Source organism: Polaribacter sp. NJDZ03 (genome assembly GCF_019263805.1).
GTDB lineage: Bacteria > Bacteroidota > Bacteroidia > Flavobacteriales > Flavobacteriaceae > Polaribacter.
This window is the reverse complement of sequence record NZ_CP079195.1, coordinates 604,857-622,919: the sequence shown is the minus strand read 5'-3', so window position 1 is coordinate 622,919 and position 18,063 is coordinate 604,857. Positions and strand designations below refer to the sequence as shown.

The window sequence follows — 18,063 nt, the reverse complement described above, 5'->3', positions numbered from 1 at the left end:
TGCTTTAGCCTTTAGCATTTTGCTAAGAGCTAAAAGCTAACAAGCTAAAAGCAAACAACATTGAAACACTTTTACAACACATTATTTTTAAACAATCGATTTTTCTATATTTTAGGAAGCATTGCAGCTCTTTTTGTGGTTGGTTTTTTTATTCCTTTCTTTTTTGAAGTTTCTAAAGTGTTGCTTTTTATGTTAGTTGTTTTGGTGTTGATAGATATTTTTATTTTGTACAATACCCAGAATGCAATTGCGGTAAATAGGTGTTTACCAGAACGATTGTCTAATGGAGATGTAAATAAAATATCGATGCAATTACAAAGTTCATACAAGTTTAAAGCACATCTTTCTATTATAGAAGAAATTCCGTTTCAATTTCAAAAGAGAGATTTTATCTTCAATATTATTTTATCAAAAAAAGAAGAAAAAACAATTCATTACGATTTAATTCCAACTGAAAGAGGTGTTTATTTATTTGGAAATATTAATGTGTACGCCAGTTCTCCGTTGCAATTAGCCACTAAAAAACATGTTTTAGGAGAAGAAAAAGAGCTAAAATGTTATCCATCCTTTTTAAAGTTAAGAGAATTCGATTTTAGAGCTTTTAACAATGATGCTGTTTCTTACGGAACAAAAAAAGTAAGAAGAATTGGGCATTCTTTAGAATTTGAGCAAATTAAAGAATATGTTTCGGGTGATGATATTCGGTCTTTAAACTGGAAAGCAACTGCAAAGAGAAATCAGTTAATGATCAATCAATATGTAGAAGAAAAATCGCAACCTGTATACTCTATTATTGATAAAGGACGCGCTATGCAAATGCATTTTAACAATTTAAGTTTGTTAGATTATGCCATCAATTCTACATTGGCTATTAGTAATGTTATTTTAAGAAAGCAAGACAAAGCAGGTATGTTGTCGTTTTCAACAAAGTTGGAAGATTGGGTGGTTGCAGAAAAAAGAAACTCTCAAATGAGTTTAATTTCGGAAGCCTTACACAATATTAAAACAGATTTCTCAGAATCGGATTTTAGCACTTTATATGCCGTTGTTAAAAGAAAAATTACACAAAGAAGTTTACTAATTCTTTATACAAATTTTGAAACTATGGACGGTTTAAATAGGCAACTACCCTATTTAAGAGCGTTGGCTAAAAGCCATTTGGTGTTGGTTGTCTTTTTTGAAAACACGGCTTTAGAAGCCTTAACCACAACAAAAAGTGAAGATGTTTTAGGGATTTACGACAGTATTATTGCAGAAAAATTTATGTATGAAAAGAAGAGTATTGTAAAAGAATTGAAGAAATATGGAATTCAGGCTGTTTTAACAAAGCCAGAGAACTTAACAGGAGATACCATTAACAAGTATTTAGAGTTAAAGTCTAGAGGATTATTTTAAATAATATATATTTGCCGCTTATCAAACTAACGAAACACTTATAAAAAATGAATTGGTATTTAAAAGTTTTAAAAGAACATTACGCAGATTTTAATGGAAGAGCAAGAAGAGAAGAATATTGGATGTTTACATTATTTAATGCAATAATTTCTATTGTAATAAGTATTGTGTTTGCAGGGATCGGTATCGCTTTAGAGTCTCCATTATTAGGAGGTTTAAGCTATATTTATACTTTAGCTATTTTAGTACCGAGTTTAGCACTTGTAGCTAGAAGGTTACATGATGTTGGAAAAAGTGGATGGTTCATTTTTATTGTCCTTATTCCTTTAGTTGGATCGATTTGGCTTTTAGTTTTATTCTGTACAGACTCAGAAAGTGGTGCTAATAAATGGGGAGAAAACCCAAAAGGAATTGGAAACAATTCTGCTATAAATGAAATTGGGAGAGAATAACTCTTTTAAATATTAAAATACTATAGAAGGTTGCTTATTTAGCAACCTTTTTTTTGTTTATTTTTTTTAAATTTAACCATCTTTAACCCCTAAATAAAACTACTTTTGCCTCGTGAAAATTAGACAAAAATCAGAATCAGAATTTATAATTGTAATGGCATCTTTAATGTCGTTGGTTGCTTTTGCAATAGATGCATTGTTGCCTGCAGTAGCAGATATTGGTAAAAGCATACATATTATAGACCCAAAAAACAATCAATTATTTATTACCATGATCTTTTTAGGGATTGGTTTTGGACAACTTATTTCAGGGCCATTATCCGATAGTTTTGGTCGAAAACCTATTATCTATGTTGGTTTTAGCGTTTTTGTATTCGCTAGTTTTATTTGCCTTTTTGCAACCAATTTAGAAATGATGATTGTTGGTCGGTTTTTACAAGGAATTGGTTTGTCTGCGCCAAGAACTATAAGTATTGCTATGGTTAGAGATCGTTTTAACGGTAATTATATGGCAAGAGTAATGTCTTTTATTACGGTGATATTTCTTTTAGTACCTGTTATTTCTCCTGCTTTAGGTAAGTTATTATTAGACGCTTATGGCTGGAAATCTATTTTTTATAGTCAATTAATTATAGGAGTTTTTATAATGCTTTGGGTTTGGAAAAGGCAACCAGAAACTTTAGATATAGAGAAAAGAAAGGAATTTAAATTAGCCCTATTTATAGAAGGTGTAAAAGAGTTTCTAAAGTATAAATATGCTGTAATTTTTACTATATTTTCTGGTTTTATTACGGGGTCTTTTATGGTGTATTTAAGTGCTAGCCAGCACATTTTTGTAGAACAATACAATTTAGAAGAAGAATTTCCTTTTATATTTGCTAGTTTGGCAATTAGTATTGGAATGGCAACTTTTTTAAACGGAAAGCTCGTTGTTAAAATGGGAATGTTTAAATTAGTTTCCTTTTTTACGGTAATGTTTACTGTAGTTTCATTTATTTATATCTTATTTTTCTATGGAGAGTCTAATCCTAATATTTATATTTTATTAATTTTCTTCGGATTACAATTCTTTTCAATTGGGTTTTTGTTTGGTAACACTAGAGCTTTAGCAATGGAACCAATAGGACATATTGCAGGTGTTGGAGCCGCAATTAATGGGTTTGTTTCTACTATTATGGCAGTACCAATTGCTACTTTTATTGGTAGCTACATAACCGATACTGCACTACCTCTATTTATTGGCTTTTTTGTTTGTGGAGTTATTTCTTTACTTTTAATGCTACTTCTTAAATTAAGGAAAACTTAATGCTAAACGTTCAATAATACATCTTGTTACTTTATTTAATATAAAAGGTTAAAAAGAGCATTTAAAGTTGTCGGAATAATAGTATTTTGCACGGTTGCTAATTTTAAATGAATGATAAATATATTGTATGTCTAAATTACTTTTCTGTTGTATTTTTATATTGCTAACTTCTTGTAATTTAACAGATAAGAAAGAAAAAGTTTATAAAGGATACACTATTTACGGTGCTTTACCAAACACAAACAATAGTGCTTTGGTTTATTTAATTAATGAGCAAAACAAAAAAATAGATTCTTCTAAAGTTATCAATAACACATTTCATTTTAAAGGTTTTGTAGCTTTACCAACGTTACATCAATTACAATTAAGAAATCAAAGAAAAAAACATACAATCATTCTAGAAAACACGAAGTATACAGTTGTTTTAGGTGATGACAATACATTTGTTTCTGGCGGAGATTTAAACACAAAACAACTTGCTTTTAATAATTTACAGAGTAATTTAAACACAAAGAAATTAGATGTTTTAGATGCATTTATGTCTGGTGAAATACAATTGGATAGCTTACAGAACGCTGTAAATAAAATTGAGATTGATCAAAAAGAATTAACTACAGAGTACATCATTTCAAATGCAGACAATCTATTATCTGCTACCCTTTTTTCAACAACACAGTACTTTAATTTAAAGGAACTTAAGGATTTATTAAGTAATACAGCGGTTGCTAAAGCGACAGTGTTAAAAAGTGTTTTAACTAAAGAGATTAAAAAGTTACAAAAAATTACTGATGATGCATTGGCAAAAAAGGCAATAGTAGTTGAAGCGAATGCTAAAAAAATATATAGAAAACCTGCAATTATGTTTTCTGGAGATGGAATAAATAGAGAGTTAATTTCCTTAAAATCGATAATTAAAGGGAAAAAAATAGTGCTAATCGATTTTTGGGCAAGCTGGTGTGGACCTTGTAGAGTAGTAACGCCTAGAGTTAAGCAACTTTACGATAGGTATAAAAACAAAGGCTTTACAATTCTTACTGTTTCTGAGGATAAAACAAGAGAGGCTTGGAAAAAAGGAATTGAACAAGATAAGATGCTAAGTTGGCATCATATCTTTGATGATTTTGGTAGAATTTCTTCTATGTATGGTGTTAAAGCAATACCTTATATGGTGTTGATTGATGGAAACGGCGGCATTATTAAAGAAAAAATTTCAGTAACAGAACTAGAGTATCAACTTCAAAAATTATTATAATTATTTATGGAAATCCCTATAATTTATCAGGATGAGTATATTATTTGTGTTGCGAAACCCAATAATGTACTTGTACACCATGCACATCATTCTAGAAATGTTGCTGATGAAAAATCTCTTTTACAGCTATTAGATGAACAAATAGGTGGTAAATTTTACCCAATTCATCGATTGGATCGAAAAACATCTGGTATTATTCTACTTGCAAAGGAAACGTATCATGTCTCTAAGTTTCAAGATTTGTTTACGGCAGATCAAATTCAGAAAACTTATTATGGGGTTGTTCGTGGTTTTTCTCCAGAATCTAAAATTATAGATTCTCCTGTAAAAGGAAGAGATTCTAATGTGCACAAAGAGGCATTAACTCATTTAAAAACGTTAGCGCAAGTAACTTTAGATATTCCTGTAAAACCGTACGATTCTTCTCGTTATAGCTTAGTCGAATTGTCTCCAAAAACAGGACGAATGCATCAATTGCGTGTGCACTCAAATAAAATAAGTCACCCTTTAATTGGTGATACAAAATATGGAGACAAGAATCACGATGTAATGTTTGAAGAAAATTTTGGTTGGAAAAACATGTTTTTACATGCAGGGAAACTAGAATTTAAACATCCGTTTACAGAAGAATATCTTATTCTAAAAGCTTCTTTTCCCGATGATTGGAATGGTTTATTTAAAGCTTTTTCTTGGGTAAATCCTGTTGGGTAAAAAAGTTGTTTCGTGGCGATTCTCGGAGTAAAAACACAGAGGTTCACGGAGTTTAATTTTAAAATAATTTACTTAAAAAAGTATTTTACTTTTTTATTGCTGTGAAAACTATAATCTACAGTTCATTTTTACAAACTGTGTATTTCTGAAAAATTATAAAATATTAGAAAATAATTCTAGCTCTGATTGAAAAAATTATTTCGCAGAGATTCACAGAGAAAATATCAAAAAAATCTTTGCGAGTCTCAGTGATAAACTCTGCGCATCTCTGTGTAATATTATTGCTCTATAGACTGTGCATTAAAACTAACCAACTCACCTTCCTCAAAAATTGGCGTAATTTCTATGGGGTTGCAACAAACCTCGCAATCTTCTATGTAGGTTTGTTTATATATGCTTTGGTCTAAAATCATTGAGATTTCTTCCCAACAATAAGGGCATTGAAAAAAATGTTCTACTTCCACTATTCTATTACTTTTAGCACTAATTTACCTTTTTTCTCACCAGAAAATAATCTGTTGTAGGTTTCATGAAAATTTTCAATTCCTTCATAGATATCTTCGCGAGACTTTAATTTACCTTCTTGTAACCAAACTGCCATTTGTTTTGCCGCTTTGCCAAAATCTTTAGAATAATCTGTTACTACCATGCCTTTCATTGTAGAACGAGTAACTAATAAAGACAGGTAATTACTTGGTCCGGCTACTTTCTTTTTGTTATTGTATTGAGAAATTGCACCGCAAATTACTACGGTTGCTCTCATTCGTAATTTACTTAAAGCAGCATCTAAAATTTTTCCGCCTACATTATCAAAATAAACATCAATTCCTTTTGGGCATTTTTGTTTTAGTGCAGTATAAATATTTTCTGATTTATAATCGATGGCAGCATCAAAACCTAACTCATTTACAATATAATCGCATTTTTCTTTTCCGCCCGCAATACCAATCACGGTACAGCCTTTAATTTTTGCAATCTGGCCAACAATACTACCAACAGCTCCTGCTGCACCAGAAACCAATACAATATCGCCTTCTTTTATTTTGGCTACCTCTAAAACACCAAAATAAGCAGTCATTCCTGGCATTCCTAAAATGCCTAAAAAAGTTGGCATTGAAGCCACTTTTTCATCTACTTTAAAACAGCCTTCTCCGTCTGAAACAATATATTGTTGTACGCCTCCCCATCCAGAAACACAATCACCAATTTGAAAATTAGGATTGTTATTATTCTGAATCACTTTACCAATAGAACCAGCTCTCATTACACTATCTAATGCTACTGGCGGAATATATGATTTGGTGTCATTCATCCAACCACGCATTGCCGGATCTAAAGAAATATAATGTTGTTGAATTAAAATTTCTCCATCTTCTAAAGCAGGAATTGGGGTTTCTTTAAATTGCCAAGTATTTTTATCTGGTGCTCCTAGTGGACGGTTTTTTAAGGTGATTTGTTTGTTGTTCATTAGTAAGTGTTTAAGATCTAAAAATAGCAATTTTTAATAATCTATCAAATTTAAAAGCATTTTTTCTAATCTATTTTTCCCTAAATATTGATTTTCTAAGTTTTTATCAAACGGAATTGGAGTTTCTAAACTAGCGACTCTCTTTACGGGGGCATCTAAGTGTTCAAAACAATTTTCATTGATTAAAGCAGAAATATCACTTGAAATTCCACTAAACAAAGAATCTTCTTGTACTATAATGGCTTTACCCGTTTTTTTAACAGATCTATATATAGTTTCTACATCTAAAGGCTGTAGGCTTCTTAGATCTATAACATCTGCACAGATATTTTTATTCTTTTCTAAAACATCTAAAACCCAATGTATTGCTGCTCCATAACTGATAATTGTAAGTTGTTTACCTTCTTTTAAAAGTGCAGCTTTACCTATTTCTGTGGTAAAATAATTCTCTGAAACATCTTGGTAAACAGATCTATACAACGCTTTGTGCTCAAAGAAAAGCACTGGATTGGGATCGTTAATAGCTGCAATTAACAACCCTTTTGCATCTTGCGGAAATGCAGGGTACACAACTTTTAACCCAGGCGTTTTAGTAAACCAAGCCTCATTGGTTTGACTATGAAAAGGACCTGCTCCAATGTCTGCACCACAAGGCATTCTAATTACTACATCAGCTTTTTGCTGCCATCTATAATAAGATTTTGCCAATAAATTTACAATTGGATTAAAGCCAGAAGAAGCAAAATCTGCAAATTGCATTTCTACGACAGATTTTATTCCGTTTACAGACAAACCGTATGCAGCAGAAACAATTGCAGATTCACAAATAGGTGTATTTCTAACCCGTTCTTTTCCAAATTTAGCAACAAAACCATCTGTTATTTTAAAAACACCACCATATTCGGCAACATCTTGTCCCATAACTACTAAGTCGGGGTGTTTTATCATAGATTGTTCTAAGCCTTCAGAAACGGCATCTACAAATCGTATTTTTTTCTTTTCTATTGAAGGTAGAATTTTGTCTGGTACATAATTCTGATACACATCATTTAATTCAGTTTCTAAATTAGGAGTTATTTTTTCTTCATCAAAAGCTATTTGTAAATGTTCATTTATTTCGTGAACTATTTCTTTTTTAAGAGAAACCTCAAATTCATCGGATAAAATACCTTCATTTTTAAGAAATTCTTGATAGTTTTCTACTGGATCTTTAGCTGCCCAAAAATCTAAGTCTGCTTGCGGAACATATTTAGTACCACTCGCCTCTTCGTGCCCACGCATTCTAAACGTTTTAAATTCTAATAAAATTGGTCTTGAATTTTTTCGAACACTTTCTGCAAATTCACTAACTTTAGTGTATACCTCTAAAATATTATTACCATCAATAATGTGGCTTTCCATTCCGTAACCGATACCTTTATCTGCAATATGTACGCATTTAAATTGCTCTAAAGAAGGTGTAGATAAGCCATAGCCATTGTTTTCAATACAAAATAGCACAGGTAAACTCCAAACAGCGGCTACATTTAGGGCTTCATGAAAATCACCTTCACTAGTAGCGCCATCACCAGAAAAAACAGCACATACCTTATTGTTTTTCTTTAACAAGTTAGCGAGTGCAATTCCGTCTGCAACGCCTAATTGTGGGCCTAAATGAGAGATCATGCCTATAATGTTGTAGGCTTGTGTACCAAAATGAAAGCTTCTGTCTCTACCTTTTGTAAATCCATTCATTTTTCCCTGCCATTGAGAAAATAATTTATATAAAGGAATTTCTCTAGTAGTAAATACACCTAAATTTCTGTGCATTGGTAAAATATATTCCTCTTTTTCTAAGGCAGCGGTAATGCCAACAGAAATTGCTTCTTGACCAATTCCAGAAAACCATTTAGATATTTTTCCTTGCCTTAAGAGTATTAGCATTTTTTCCTCAATTAATCGAGGTTTTAACATGCTTTTATAGAGACTTAATAACGTTTCGTTATGAATGGAAGGAGGTTTAATAAAATCAATTTTTGAAGACATAATATATAGATTTTATACTTATGCTAACAAACATACAGATAAAGAGATAGAATCCATAAAAAAAACCTTATCTTTTTACAGATAAGGTTTTTTAAATAGTGTTTAAAAAAGAAGCTTACAATTGTTGAAAAATCTCATGCATCATTCTCTTTTTATCATTGATGCTTTCTTCTAAAGCAATCATTGTTTCTGTTCTATTTACTCCAGGAATGTCATCTATTCTGTAAATAATGTCTTTTGCATCATTAGTACCTTTTGCTCTAACCTTGCAAAAAATATTGTATTTTCCAGCAGTTACATAGGCTACAGTAACGTTAGGTATATTTCTTAGATCTGAAATAACATTCTGAGTCATAGATGTTTTCTCTAAATACACACCTACGTGTGCTATAAAAGAATAGCCCATTTTCTCATAGTTTAATGTAAGTGTAGAGCCTTGAATAATACCTTCGTCTTCCATCTTTTTTACACGTACGTGAATTGTACCTGCCGATACTAATAATTGTTTTGCAATATCCGTAAAAGGAGTTCTTGCGTTTTCAATTAACACATCTAAAATTTGATGATCAATTTCGTCTAATATAAATTTTTTCATTTTTTACGTATTATTCAAATTACTACGCAAATTTATGAATTTAATTTAATTAAACTAACATAAAACTAATAAATACTTAAACTTTTTCGCCTCCGAAAACGATTTCGGAGTGTCCAATTTTAGAATTTAAACGATTTTCATCTACTTTGTTTAATTTTGAAACAAACTTACCCTCTATTATTTTGTCTTCATATTGATAGGCAACATCCTTTTTTGAGTCTGAATATCTATGAATAACATCGTAGAAAATTTTATCATTATTCGGAATGTTAAAATAATCCTCGTAATTAATAAACGTAGTTGAGTTTGCAATGTGATGCAATCCTTGTAGTATCGAAAAGAAGGTATATTTTCTAGCTTCCTCTCTATTATAATCATCTGGATAATGGCCTGATTCAATTAAAATAGTATTGTAACCTAATTTTTGAAAATTATCTCCCGTTGCTGTTGGGTAAAATTCATCAGTATATCTACCGACAAAATTAGGAATCACGTTTTGCAACATCGTATTCATACTTACAATTACATCCATTGTTGCTATTCTTCCCTTTGTAAGACCTCTTGTAATTTCTTCCGAAGGAGCTAAAAAAGATATCGTTGCTGGGTTCTTAGTTCCCTCTACGCTAAAAATAGTTCTTTGGTCGTGTAGATTAAAGCAAAACTGCGGATTAAAATCTTCTAAAATACTGCGTAAAAGCTTACTTTCCTTTGCTTCTCTGTTAACGGCATCTCTGTTTAAATCAACATTATTGGCATTAACTCTAGTGTATGCTAATGCGCCATCGGGGTTTAACATTGGTATAAAAACCAACGTACACTCTTCTAGTATTTTTGTAAAAGTGCTCTCTGTAGAATTTAAGATACAGTTAAAAAGATCAAATAATGCTCTTGTACCTGTGCTTTCGTTTCCGTGCATTTGAGACCATAATAATATTTTTTTAGACCCCGTACCAATTTTTAATTGATGAATAGGTCTGTCTTCTTCTGAAGTACCAATTTTAGAAACCTCAAATTTAGAAGTGTATTTAGAAAACAAGTTTTCGATGTCTTTATAAGTAATCCATTTTCCTTGTAACGCATTTTCTTTTTCTGCGGAATAAATATTTTCTAAAAAATCGATAGGTAAAGTATTCATGTATGCTGATATTTTTTTTCAAAAATAAAGAATTTTTAAAAGCTAGCTATCATATAAATTTAATCATATCTATAATTATTTATAAAAATTAATAGCCATAAAAATTAATTGAAGTACCGTTCTCTAATTTTAATTTATGGAATAATTGGTTGCTATTTACACATTTACATTTGTTAATAGTTTACAAGTTACAATTGTAAATTGACCAATTGTTACAAATGTAAAGACTTCTTTCGGTTACGGATGTTACCTTTGTAAATTGCATTCTGTAATCAAGCCGATACTAAATAGTATTGAGTAAAATTGTATAGTAATCTTTTATAACTTAAACTCAAATAACTATATTTTAGAACTTTATATAGTTTACATGAACCTTTACTTTACATGTAAAAGAACTATTAAAACTGTTTACAATTATATTTTTTGTCACGACAATTAGATTGTATACATTTGTATAAAGAAACAATATTACAATGGTAAACATATCTGAATTTACTACACGTTTAAAACAAGTGATGGAATTTCATCAATTATCTGCCTCTATGTTTGCAGATAAGGTTGGCGTACAACGCTCCAGTATTTCCCATATCCTATCCGGAAGAAATAAACCAAGTTTAGATTTTATTCTAAAAGTAACTACAGAATTTAATGACGTAGATATGTATTGGTTGTTAAACGGAAAAGGTAGTTTTCCTAAAAATGCAGAAACGAAAGCAGCTACTGCTCCAACTTTTTTTAATGATTCTTCTTCTGAAAAGGTTGGGAAAAAAATACAACGTATTGTTGTTTTTTATTCTGATGGTACTTTTGATGAATATCAGAAATGATAAAAATTTATTAAACACAGATTGTTTAAAACAAATTCTCTTTAAATAAACTTGAAGTTATAGAATTAGTATAATTTAGTATTTATGAACACAATTGATATTAGAACCGTAAATGTTGTACAATATTTGCAACCTTTACGAGAAGGCGGATCTTTGCCTGCAATCGTAAAAGCTGACGATGGCTTTTTATACGTACTTAAGTTTAGAGGTGCAGGTCAAGGTAAAAAAGCATTAATTTCAGAATTTATAGGAGGCGAACTCGCAAGAGCGATTGGTTTAAAAGTGCCAGAGTTGGTTTTTATGAATTTAGATGATTCTTTTAGTAAAACAGAACCCGATGAAGAAATTCAGGATTTATTAAAATTTAGTGTCGGTTTAAATTTAGGATTACATTTCTTATCGAGCGCAATTACCTATGATCCTTTGGTTTCTGTTGCAGATGCGCTTACGGCATCTAAAGTAGTTATTTTAGATAGTTTGATAAGCAATATTGACAGAACCGCTAAAAACACCAACTTGTTGAATTGGCATAATGAACTTTGGATTATTGATAATGGAGCAAGTTTTTACTTTCATCATAATTGGGCGACTTGGGAAAACCATTTAACAAGAACTTTTCCTTTAATAAAAGACCATGTCCTTTTACCAAAAGCTTCGCTTTTACAACAAGCTTCATTAGAAATTAAAACGATGATAAATGCAGATGTAATTAATGAAATTGTGGCAAATATACCGGAAGATTGGTTAATAAATGAAGGAGATATTTTAAATACTAATGAGATAAGAGCTGCGTATATTCAATTTTTAAATGCAAAACTTTCTATGATTGATAAATTAGTTAAAGAAGCGGAAGATGCTAGATAAAGTTACATTTGAATATGCCATTATTAGATTGGTTCCAAAAGTAGAACGCGAAGAATTCTTTAATGTGGGGGTTATTTTATTTTCTAAACGTAAAAAATTCTTAGATATTAAATTCCACATTAATGCAGATAAGCTAAAAGCATTGGCGCCAGAATTAGAATTAGATACTTTAAACAATTATTTAAATGCTTGGAAATTAATTTGTGAAGGAAAAGCTGCAGGTGGTAAAATTGGTGAATTTGAAATATCAGATCGCTTTAGATGGTTGGCGGCCTGCAGAAGCACCATTATACAGAGTTCTAAAACGCACCCTGGTTTATGTAATGAGCCTGAGAAAGAATTGAATGATATTTTTGAAAAATATGTTTTGTAAAAATAGAAAATCACCTTTTTAAAGATTAAAATTAGTATAAAATCAGAATGGATTTATTAAAGAAAATTTTAGAATTCGAACTCTTTAGTCTTGGAGCGTATAGTTTAAAAGTAAGCACGCTTTGTATGGTGTTTCTTATTATAATATTCACAAAAATTGTTTTAGGAATATTAAAGAAATCTATGTTTAGAAACAAAGGTGTAAATGAATTTAATGAAGGTAACACGTATTCGTTATTTCAAATTATAAAATATGTAGTTTGGATTGTTTCTTTCGGATTAATTTTAGAAACTTTAGGTATTAAGGTAACCATATTAATTGCAGGTTCTGCAGCTTTGTTAGTGGGTGTTGGTCTTGGATTACAACAAACCTTTAACGACGTTATTTCTGGAATTATTTTACTTTCTGAAAGGTCTATTCGAATTTCTGATATTTTAGAAATAGATGGAGATATTGTAAAAATACAAGAAATTGGTTTGCGAACATCAAAAGGATTAAATACAGATGATATTTCTATAATTATCCCTAATTCTTTAATTACAACAAATAAAGTGATTAACTGGAGCCATCAAACACACTTAAATCGTTTTAGAATTAATATTGGTGTTTCTTATGAAAGTGATGTAGAGTTTGTTATTAAAATTCTTAATGAAAGCGGTAAAGAACATCCAGAGGTAGATCATAAAAAACCTATAGAAGCTAGATTAGTAGGGTTTGGAGATTCTTCTTTAGATTTTCAACTCTTATTTTATAGTAGTTCTATCTTTGGTTCAGATAGAATGAAAAGTGATATCCGCAGAGTTATAAGACGTAAGTTTGTTGAAAATAACATTGCTATTCCTTTTCCACAAATGGATGTGCATGTAAAACAAAACTAAATAGTTAAAAAAAATCATAAAAAATGCAACTTTTATATTAAACCCTTAGTAGAAATATAAGTCCAAACTATATACTTTTTAAATTAAATAATATCATGACTAAAAGAAAGACTCCATTCTCATTTCAAATTAGAATTATTCACAGGTATTTAGGCTTTTTCTTAGCAGGAATTATGTTTGTGTATGCATTAAGCGGAATTATAATGGTTTACAGAAATACAGATTTCTTAAAAACAGAAGTAATCACTGAAAAAAAATTAGCTCCAAATTTATCTGAACGAGACTTAGCGCCCATATTTAAAAAAGGAGCAAAAGTAATAAAACAAGAAGGTGCTGTTTTATATTTAAGAAATGGAAATTACAACCAAACAACAGGTGTTGCAACGATAAAAAAAATGCAATTGCCCTTTGTGCTTGATAAAATGGAAAAACTACATAAAGCAAATACCAGCAGTCCTCTTTATTTTTTAAACATCTTTTTTGGAGTTGCGTTGCTCTTTTTTGTTTTTTCTGCTTTTTGGATGTACGCACCAAAAATGCCTGTTTTTAAAAAAGGAATGTATTTTGCTGTTGGCGGTGTACTTCTAACAATTATTTTATTGTTTATTTAAAACTAAAAATGAGTTATACTTTAAAGGGTTTGGTTATTTACAATTATTGCCTCGCCTCTACTTTTAGCGTTCATTTCTGTAGATTTTATTAATGATTCTAGTTTAGATAGCATCTTAAATTCATTTAAAATTAGTTTTATGATGATGCTTTTTGGAGCAGTTTTATTTGTACCAACAATGGTTGTTTTTTGGTGGATTCAAAGTAGTTTAAATGCTAAATTATCAATATGGAAACATAAAACTATTTTATCTATTTACTCTTTAATAGCTATTTGGGCAACTTTTTATGTTGTTGATTATAGGTCTGTTACTAGTTTTTCTGAACGAAAAAGCGGTATATTAATTGCTGCTGTAACAATGGTTTTAGCTATTTTTTTTTAATTACAATAAATTAAAGCAACTTAATAACGAATAGTTTTTTATTTTAACTAATGTCTTCTAATCCCCATTTATCTAAATTCCTTAAAATACTTTCTAAAGATTGTCCTCTTTTAGTCAATTTATATTCTACTTTTGGCGGAACAACAGGGTAGACTTTCCTAGAAATAAGTCCATCTTTTTCTAACTCTCTAACCGTCTGTGTAAACATTTTGTTAGAAACACCTATTATGTGTTTTTGTAAAACTCCAGACCTTAAACCACCTTCTAATAAATGGAATAAAATTAAAGGTTTCCATTTTGTACCTATTAAATTCATAGTATAATTTAAAGGACATGTAACTTTTTCTATCAAATTTATAGTCTTATTGTATTGATAATCATTATTTTACTCGTTTTGGTAACTATACTACTTTTAGGTAAGTTATTGCCAAATAGACAAATATAATTTAATTTTGCAACGTAAATTAAATATTATGAAAACAAAACAAGAGTATCCCAAATCATTTTCACACATAGGTCTTACCGTTCCAAATATTAAAGAAGCTGTAAAATTTTATTCAGAAGTAATGGGCTGGTACATTATTATGGAGCCTTCTACTGTTAAAAAAGAAGCAGACACCGCAATTGGAATTATGTGTATTGATGTTTTTGGCGAAGATTGGACAGAATTTGAAATTGCACATTTATCTACTTCAGACGGAATTGGGGTTGAGTTATTTTCTTTTCCGAAAGGCATAAAAGAAGCACCAGAATTTAGTCCTTTTAATACAGGCCTTTTTCATTTTTGTATCCAAGACCCAAATTTTGAAGCATTGGTAGATAAAATTGTGGCGTACGGAGGGAAACAAAGAATGCCAATTAGAGAATATTATCCAAAAGACAAGCCTTTTAAAATGTGTTATGTAGAAGATCCTTTCGGTATCGTTTTTGAAGTGTACACACATAGTTACGAGTTAACCTATTCTTCTGGAGCGTATGCTAAATAAAGTTTAAGTCCGTTTTAAAAATTGCAATAAAAACTTAAAATGTTAGTTGATTACTGTTATATTGACTAACATTTTCTTTTAGAAGCTTTTTCCTGCTTTCACTACTCTCTACTAGTGCTCGTTTGTAACAAGTACAGAAGCTGGTGTTCTATATGTTATTGGCACTCGTTACAAATGAGCGCGAACAACAGCCAACAAACAAGTCTAGACCAGATTGAAACGGCATCCTTTTTAATTGTTATTTAATAAGCGTCATTGCGAGGTACGAAGCAATTTATTTGCGATAAATAAATTGCTCTGCTAGTGCTCGTTTGTAACGAATATAGAGCCTAATGTTTTATATGTTATTGGCACTCGTTACAAACGAGCGCGAACAAAAGCTAACAAATAATTCTAGCCCAGACTGAAACGGCATCCTTTTTAATTGTTATTTAATAAGCGTGATTGCGAGATACGAAGCAATCTGTTTGCGGTAATTAAATTGCTCTGCTAGTGCTCGTTTGTAACGAGTACAGAGCCTAATGTTTTATATGTTATTGGCACTCTTTACAAATGAGCACGAACAAAAGCTAACAAATAATTCTAGCCCAGATTGAAACGGCATCCTTTTTAATTGTTATTTAATAAGCGTCATTGCGAGGTACGAAGCAATCTGTTTGCGGTAATTAAATTGCTCTGCTAGTGCTCGTTTGTAACGAGTACAGAGCCTAATGTTTTATATGTTATTGGCACTCGTTACAAACGAGCTCGAACAACAGCCAACAAACAAGTCTAGCCCAGATTGAAACGGCATCCTTTTTTTGAGGTACGAAAAAAAAGATATAGTGGAAAGCTGGAAATAGCTTCTAAAAAAAATAGCATTTTTACACTTTTAAATATCCTGCTATTAAGTTGTTTTCTAAAGTGATTTTTGGAACCTTAAAATTAAAATAATCTTCTAATGGAATTTCAAACCCTTTGTGATTTAAGTAATTATTTAAAGCGGTATTTAATCCTTGGCTGTACAAATGATGCTCTGCTCCTGTTGGATCTTCGTGATATAAATCGTTTTCTGCAAAGCCTTTAAATTCCGGACCAATAATGTTAATTTCAAACTCGTCTGGGTTTTTACCAACCGGACTGTGGCTTGTACACGCAAATTGATGCCAAAAAGCAGATTGAATACAATTATGATAAAATAACTGACGTACAACTTCTAAAGAATCGATGGTTTCTTGTGCTGTTTCTGTAGGAAAACCGAACATTAAATAGGCATGTACCATAATGTTTTCATCAGAAAAAGCTTTGGTTACTCTTGCTACTTGCCCAATATCCACCCCTTTTTTCATCTTTGCTAATAACCTATCTGAAGCAACTTCTAATCCGCCAGTTACAGCAATACAACCAGATTTAGATAATAAAGCACACAATTCTGGCGTAAATGTTTTTTCGAAACGAATGTTGGTCCACCAAGTAATGTACACTTTGCGTTCCATCAATTTATTAGCCAAGGCTCTTAACATTTTTGGCGGTGCAGCTTCATCTACAAAATGGAAACCTGTTACGCCGGTTTCTGAAATTATTTTCTCTATTTTATTGACTAAATCATCTGCTGTGGTGTTTTCGTAATTGCTAATATAATCTAGTGTAACGTCGCAAAAAGAACATTGTTTCCAATAACAACCGTGAGAAATGGTGAGTTTATTCCACTTTCCGTCAGACCACATTCTGTGCATTGGATTCATAACATCTAAAAAAGACAAGTATTTTTCCGTTGGCAAACCAATGTAACTTGGCGCGGGTAAATTTTTATGATGAAAAATGGTATTCGGTAATTTATTCTGATAAATTACCGTATCATTTCTACAGATATAAGTTCTTTCTAGCTTGTCCTCGCCTATTTTACCTGCAATAAATTCGGTAATTCTTAACAACGGACCTTCGCCATCATCTAGCGTAATAAAATCTACAAAATCGAAAATTCTAGGATCAGACAAACGTCTTAATTCGGTGTTGCAATAACCACCGCCCATGGCAATTTTTATATCTGGATAGTTTTGTTTTATAAACTGAGCACAACGCAACGCAGAAAACAAGTTTCCCGGAAAAGGAACCGTAAAACAAACTAAATCATAAGTGTCTTGTTGTATTTTCTCGTCTAACAAGTACAGCATTTCGTCTTCTATTAACGTGGTTTCGAACTGTAAACATTCGTCTAGTTCATCGAAACTAGAAGCGGCTCTACCAATTTGTTCTGCATAACGTGTAAACGAGAAAAACTCATCTACATTGGTGTTTATAAAATCGCCTAATTCTTCTACAAATAACGTGGCAATGTGTTTGGCTTTGTCTAAAATACCTAGTTTACCAAATTCTGTACTTAAATCGTTTTTTAATTTTACACGTCTGTGTCCGTGTGGTAAATAGTCTTTATGCACAATTTGATACGCTGCCGTTACTTCTTGCACTCGCAAATAGTTCATTACAGAATCTACTTTATTTATGTAATCTTCTTTCTGCTCCCAAACTAAAGGCAATTCTTTGTTGCCTAACATTTCTGCTTGTTTAAAAATAGCGTCTATAAATTCTTTTGTAAATACCGCCGTAAACAACTCTATACTTAAATCCATCTGTGTAGTTGGTACATTTTTAGAATCTAAAAATCCTTTGATGTATGCGGTTGCTGGATACGCCGTATTTAATTGCGTGAAAGGTGGGGTAATTAAAAGTGTGTTTATAGACATAAAAATTTTGTAAAGTGCAAAGATACTATCTGATTTAGGATTACAGTTAAAAATTTTGGTTGGTTTTTGTTGATTTGGTTT

The 18,063-nt window shown here is 31.1% G+C and carries 19 protein-coding genes; 12 read left to right on the top strand and 7 right to left on the bottom strand.

The window, feature by feature from the left end:
- Nucleotides 1–60 precede the first annotated feature (60 nt).
- The 5 genes from KV700_RS02630 to KV700_RS02610 all read left to right on the top strand — a co-directional run bounded on the left by KV700_RS02630 (nt 61) and on the right by KV700_RS02610 (nt 5,116).
- Entirely contained in the window at nt 61–1,395 is a 1,335-nt protein-coding gene (locus KV700_RS02630) for a DUF58 domain-containing protein (protein WP_254712956.1), read from the top strand.
- Between the two features lie 47 nt (nt 1,396–1,442).
- Nucleotides 1,443–1,847: a DUF805 domain-containing protein gene (locus KV700_RS02625; RefSeq protein WP_166387186.1), complete on the top strand. Its 405-nt coding sequence runs from the start codon at nt 1,443–1,445 to the stop codon at nt 1,845–1,847.
- Nucleotides 1,848–1,959: 112 nt separating this feature from the next.
- A complete protein-coding gene (locus tag KV700_RS02620; protein ID WP_166387188.1) occupies nt 1,960–3,153 on the top strand; it encodes a multidrug effflux MFS transporter in 1,194 nt (397 codons plus the stop codon).
- Nucleotides 3,154–3,280: 127 nt separating this feature from the next.
- Nucleotides 3,281–4,405: a TlpA disulfide reductase family protein gene (locus KV700_RS02615; protein WP_218599020.1), complete on the top strand. Its 1,125-nt coding sequence runs from the start codon at nt 3,281–3,283 to the stop codon at nt 4,403–4,405.
- Between the two features lie 6 nt (nt 4,406–4,411).
- Nucleotides 4,412–5,116 (top strand): pseudouridine synthase, encoded by a 705-nt coding sequence (locus tag KV700_RS02610; protein WP_218599019.1) that lies wholly within the window; start codon nt 4,412–4,414, stop codon nt 5,114–5,116.
- A 278-nt stretch (nt 5,117–5,394) separates the two neighbouring features.
- Here the strand turns inward: KV700_RS02610 and KV700_RS02605 are convergent, their stop codons facing one another.
- From KV700_RS02605 to KV700_RS02585, 5 genes are all read right to left on the bottom strand, one after another.
- Nucleotides 5,395–5,580, bottom strand: coding sequence for a CPXCG motif-containing cysteine-rich protein (locus tag KV700_RS02605; RefSeq protein ID WP_218599018.1), 186 nt, complete (start codon nt 5,578–5,580; stop codon nt 5,395–5,397).
- The gene (locus KV700_RS02600; RefSeq protein ID WP_218599017.1) at nt 5,580–6,584 is read right to left on the bottom strand and encodes an NADP-dependent oxidoreductase; all 1,005 of its coding nucleotides are present in this window, start codon (nt 6,582–6,584) and stop codon (nt 5,580–5,582) included. The genes KV700_RS02605 and KV700_RS02600 overlap by 1 nt, the downstream gene beginning before the upstream one ends.
- A gap of 33 nt (nt 6,585–6,617) precedes the next feature.
- Entirely contained in the window at nt 6,618–8,609 is a 1,992-nt protein-coding gene (locus KV700_RS02595) for a thiamine pyrophosphate-dependent enzyme (RefSeq protein ID WP_218599016.1), read from the bottom strand.
- A gap of 115 nt (nt 8,610–8,724) precedes the next feature.
- Nucleotides 8,725–9,204 carry an Lrp/AsnC family transcriptional regulator gene (locus tag KV700_RS02590; protein ID WP_166387200.1) on the bottom strand — a complete coding sequence of 160 codons (480 nt, stop codon included), beginning with the start codon at nt 9,202–9,204 and terminating at the stop codon, nt 8,725–8,727.
- Nucleotides 9,205–9,280: 76 nt separating this feature from the next.
- The gene (locus KV700_RS02585) at nt 9,281–10,339 is read right to left on the bottom strand and encodes a M14 family zinc carboxypeptidase (protein ID WP_166387202.1); all 1,059 of its coding nucleotides are present in this window, start codon (nt 10,337–10,339) and stop codon (nt 9,281–9,283) included.
- Between the two features lie 473 nt (nt 10,340–10,812).
- On the opposite strand from KV700_RS02585, the gene KV700_RS02580 reads away from it, so the two are divergent.
- From KV700_RS02580 to KV700_RS02555, 6 genes are all read left to right on the top strand, one after another.
- Nucleotides 10,813–11,166, top strand: coding sequence for a helix-turn-helix domain-containing protein (locus tag KV700_RS02580; protein ID WP_218599015.1), 354 nt, complete (start codon nt 10,813–10,815; stop codon nt 11,164–11,166).
- 84 nt (nt 11,167–11,250) lie between these two features.
- Nucleotides 11,251–12,030: a HipA family kinase gene (locus KV700_RS02575; RefSeq protein WP_218599014.1), complete on the top strand. Its 780-nt coding sequence runs from the start codon at nt 11,251–11,253 to the stop codon at nt 12,028–12,030.
- Entirely contained in the window at nt 12,020–12,403 is a 384-nt protein-coding gene (locus KV700_RS02570; RefSeq protein WP_218599013.1) for a DUF3037 domain-containing protein, read from the top strand. Before KV700_RS02575 ends, KV700_RS02570 begins: the two co-directional genes overlap by 11 nt.
- A gap of 47 nt (nt 12,404–12,450) precedes the next feature.
- Nucleotides 12,451–13,281: a mechanosensitive ion channel family protein gene (locus KV700_RS02565; protein WP_166387210.1), complete on the top strand. Its 831-nt coding sequence runs from the start codon at nt 12,451–12,453 to the stop codon at nt 13,279–13,281.
- A gap of 95 nt (nt 13,282–13,376) precedes the next feature.
- Nucleotides 13,377–13,892, top strand: coding sequence for a PepSY domain-containing protein (locus KV700_RS02560; protein ID WP_218599011.1), 516 nt, complete (start codon nt 13,377–13,379; stop codon nt 13,890–13,892).
- Nucleotides 13,893–14,030: 138 nt separating this feature from the next.
- A complete protein-coding gene (locus tag KV700_RS02555) occupies nt 14,031–14,273 on the top strand; it encodes a hypothetical protein (protein WP_218599010.1) in 243 nt (80 codons plus the stop codon).
- Nucleotides 14,274–14,316: 43 nt separating this feature from the next.
- Here the strand turns inward: KV700_RS02555 and KV700_RS02550 are convergent, their stop codons facing one another.
- On the bottom strand, nt 14,317–14,589 hold the full coding sequence (locus tag KV700_RS02550) for a helix-turn-helix domain-containing protein (protein ID WP_166387274.1): 273 nt from the start codon (nt 14,587–14,589) through the stop codon (nt 14,317–14,319).
- Nucleotides 14,590–14,746: 157 nt separating this feature from the next.
- On the opposite strand from KV700_RS02550, the gene KV700_RS02545 reads away from it, so the two are divergent.
- Complete coding sequence (locus tag KV700_RS02545) at nt 14,747–15,259, top strand: VOC family protein (protein WP_218599008.1); 513 nt, start codon at nt 14,747–14,749, stop codon at nt 15,257–15,259.
- An 863-nt stretch (nt 15,260–16,122) separates the two neighbouring features.
- Here KV700_RS02545 and KV700_RS02540 read toward each other — a convergent pair.
- The gene (locus KV700_RS02540; RefSeq protein WP_218599007.1) at nt 16,123–17,982 is read right to left on the bottom strand and encodes a radical SAM protein; all 1,860 of its coding nucleotides are present in this window, start codon (nt 17,980–17,982) and stop codon (nt 16,123–16,125) included.
- Nucleotides 17,983–18,063 lie beyond the last annotated feature (81 nt).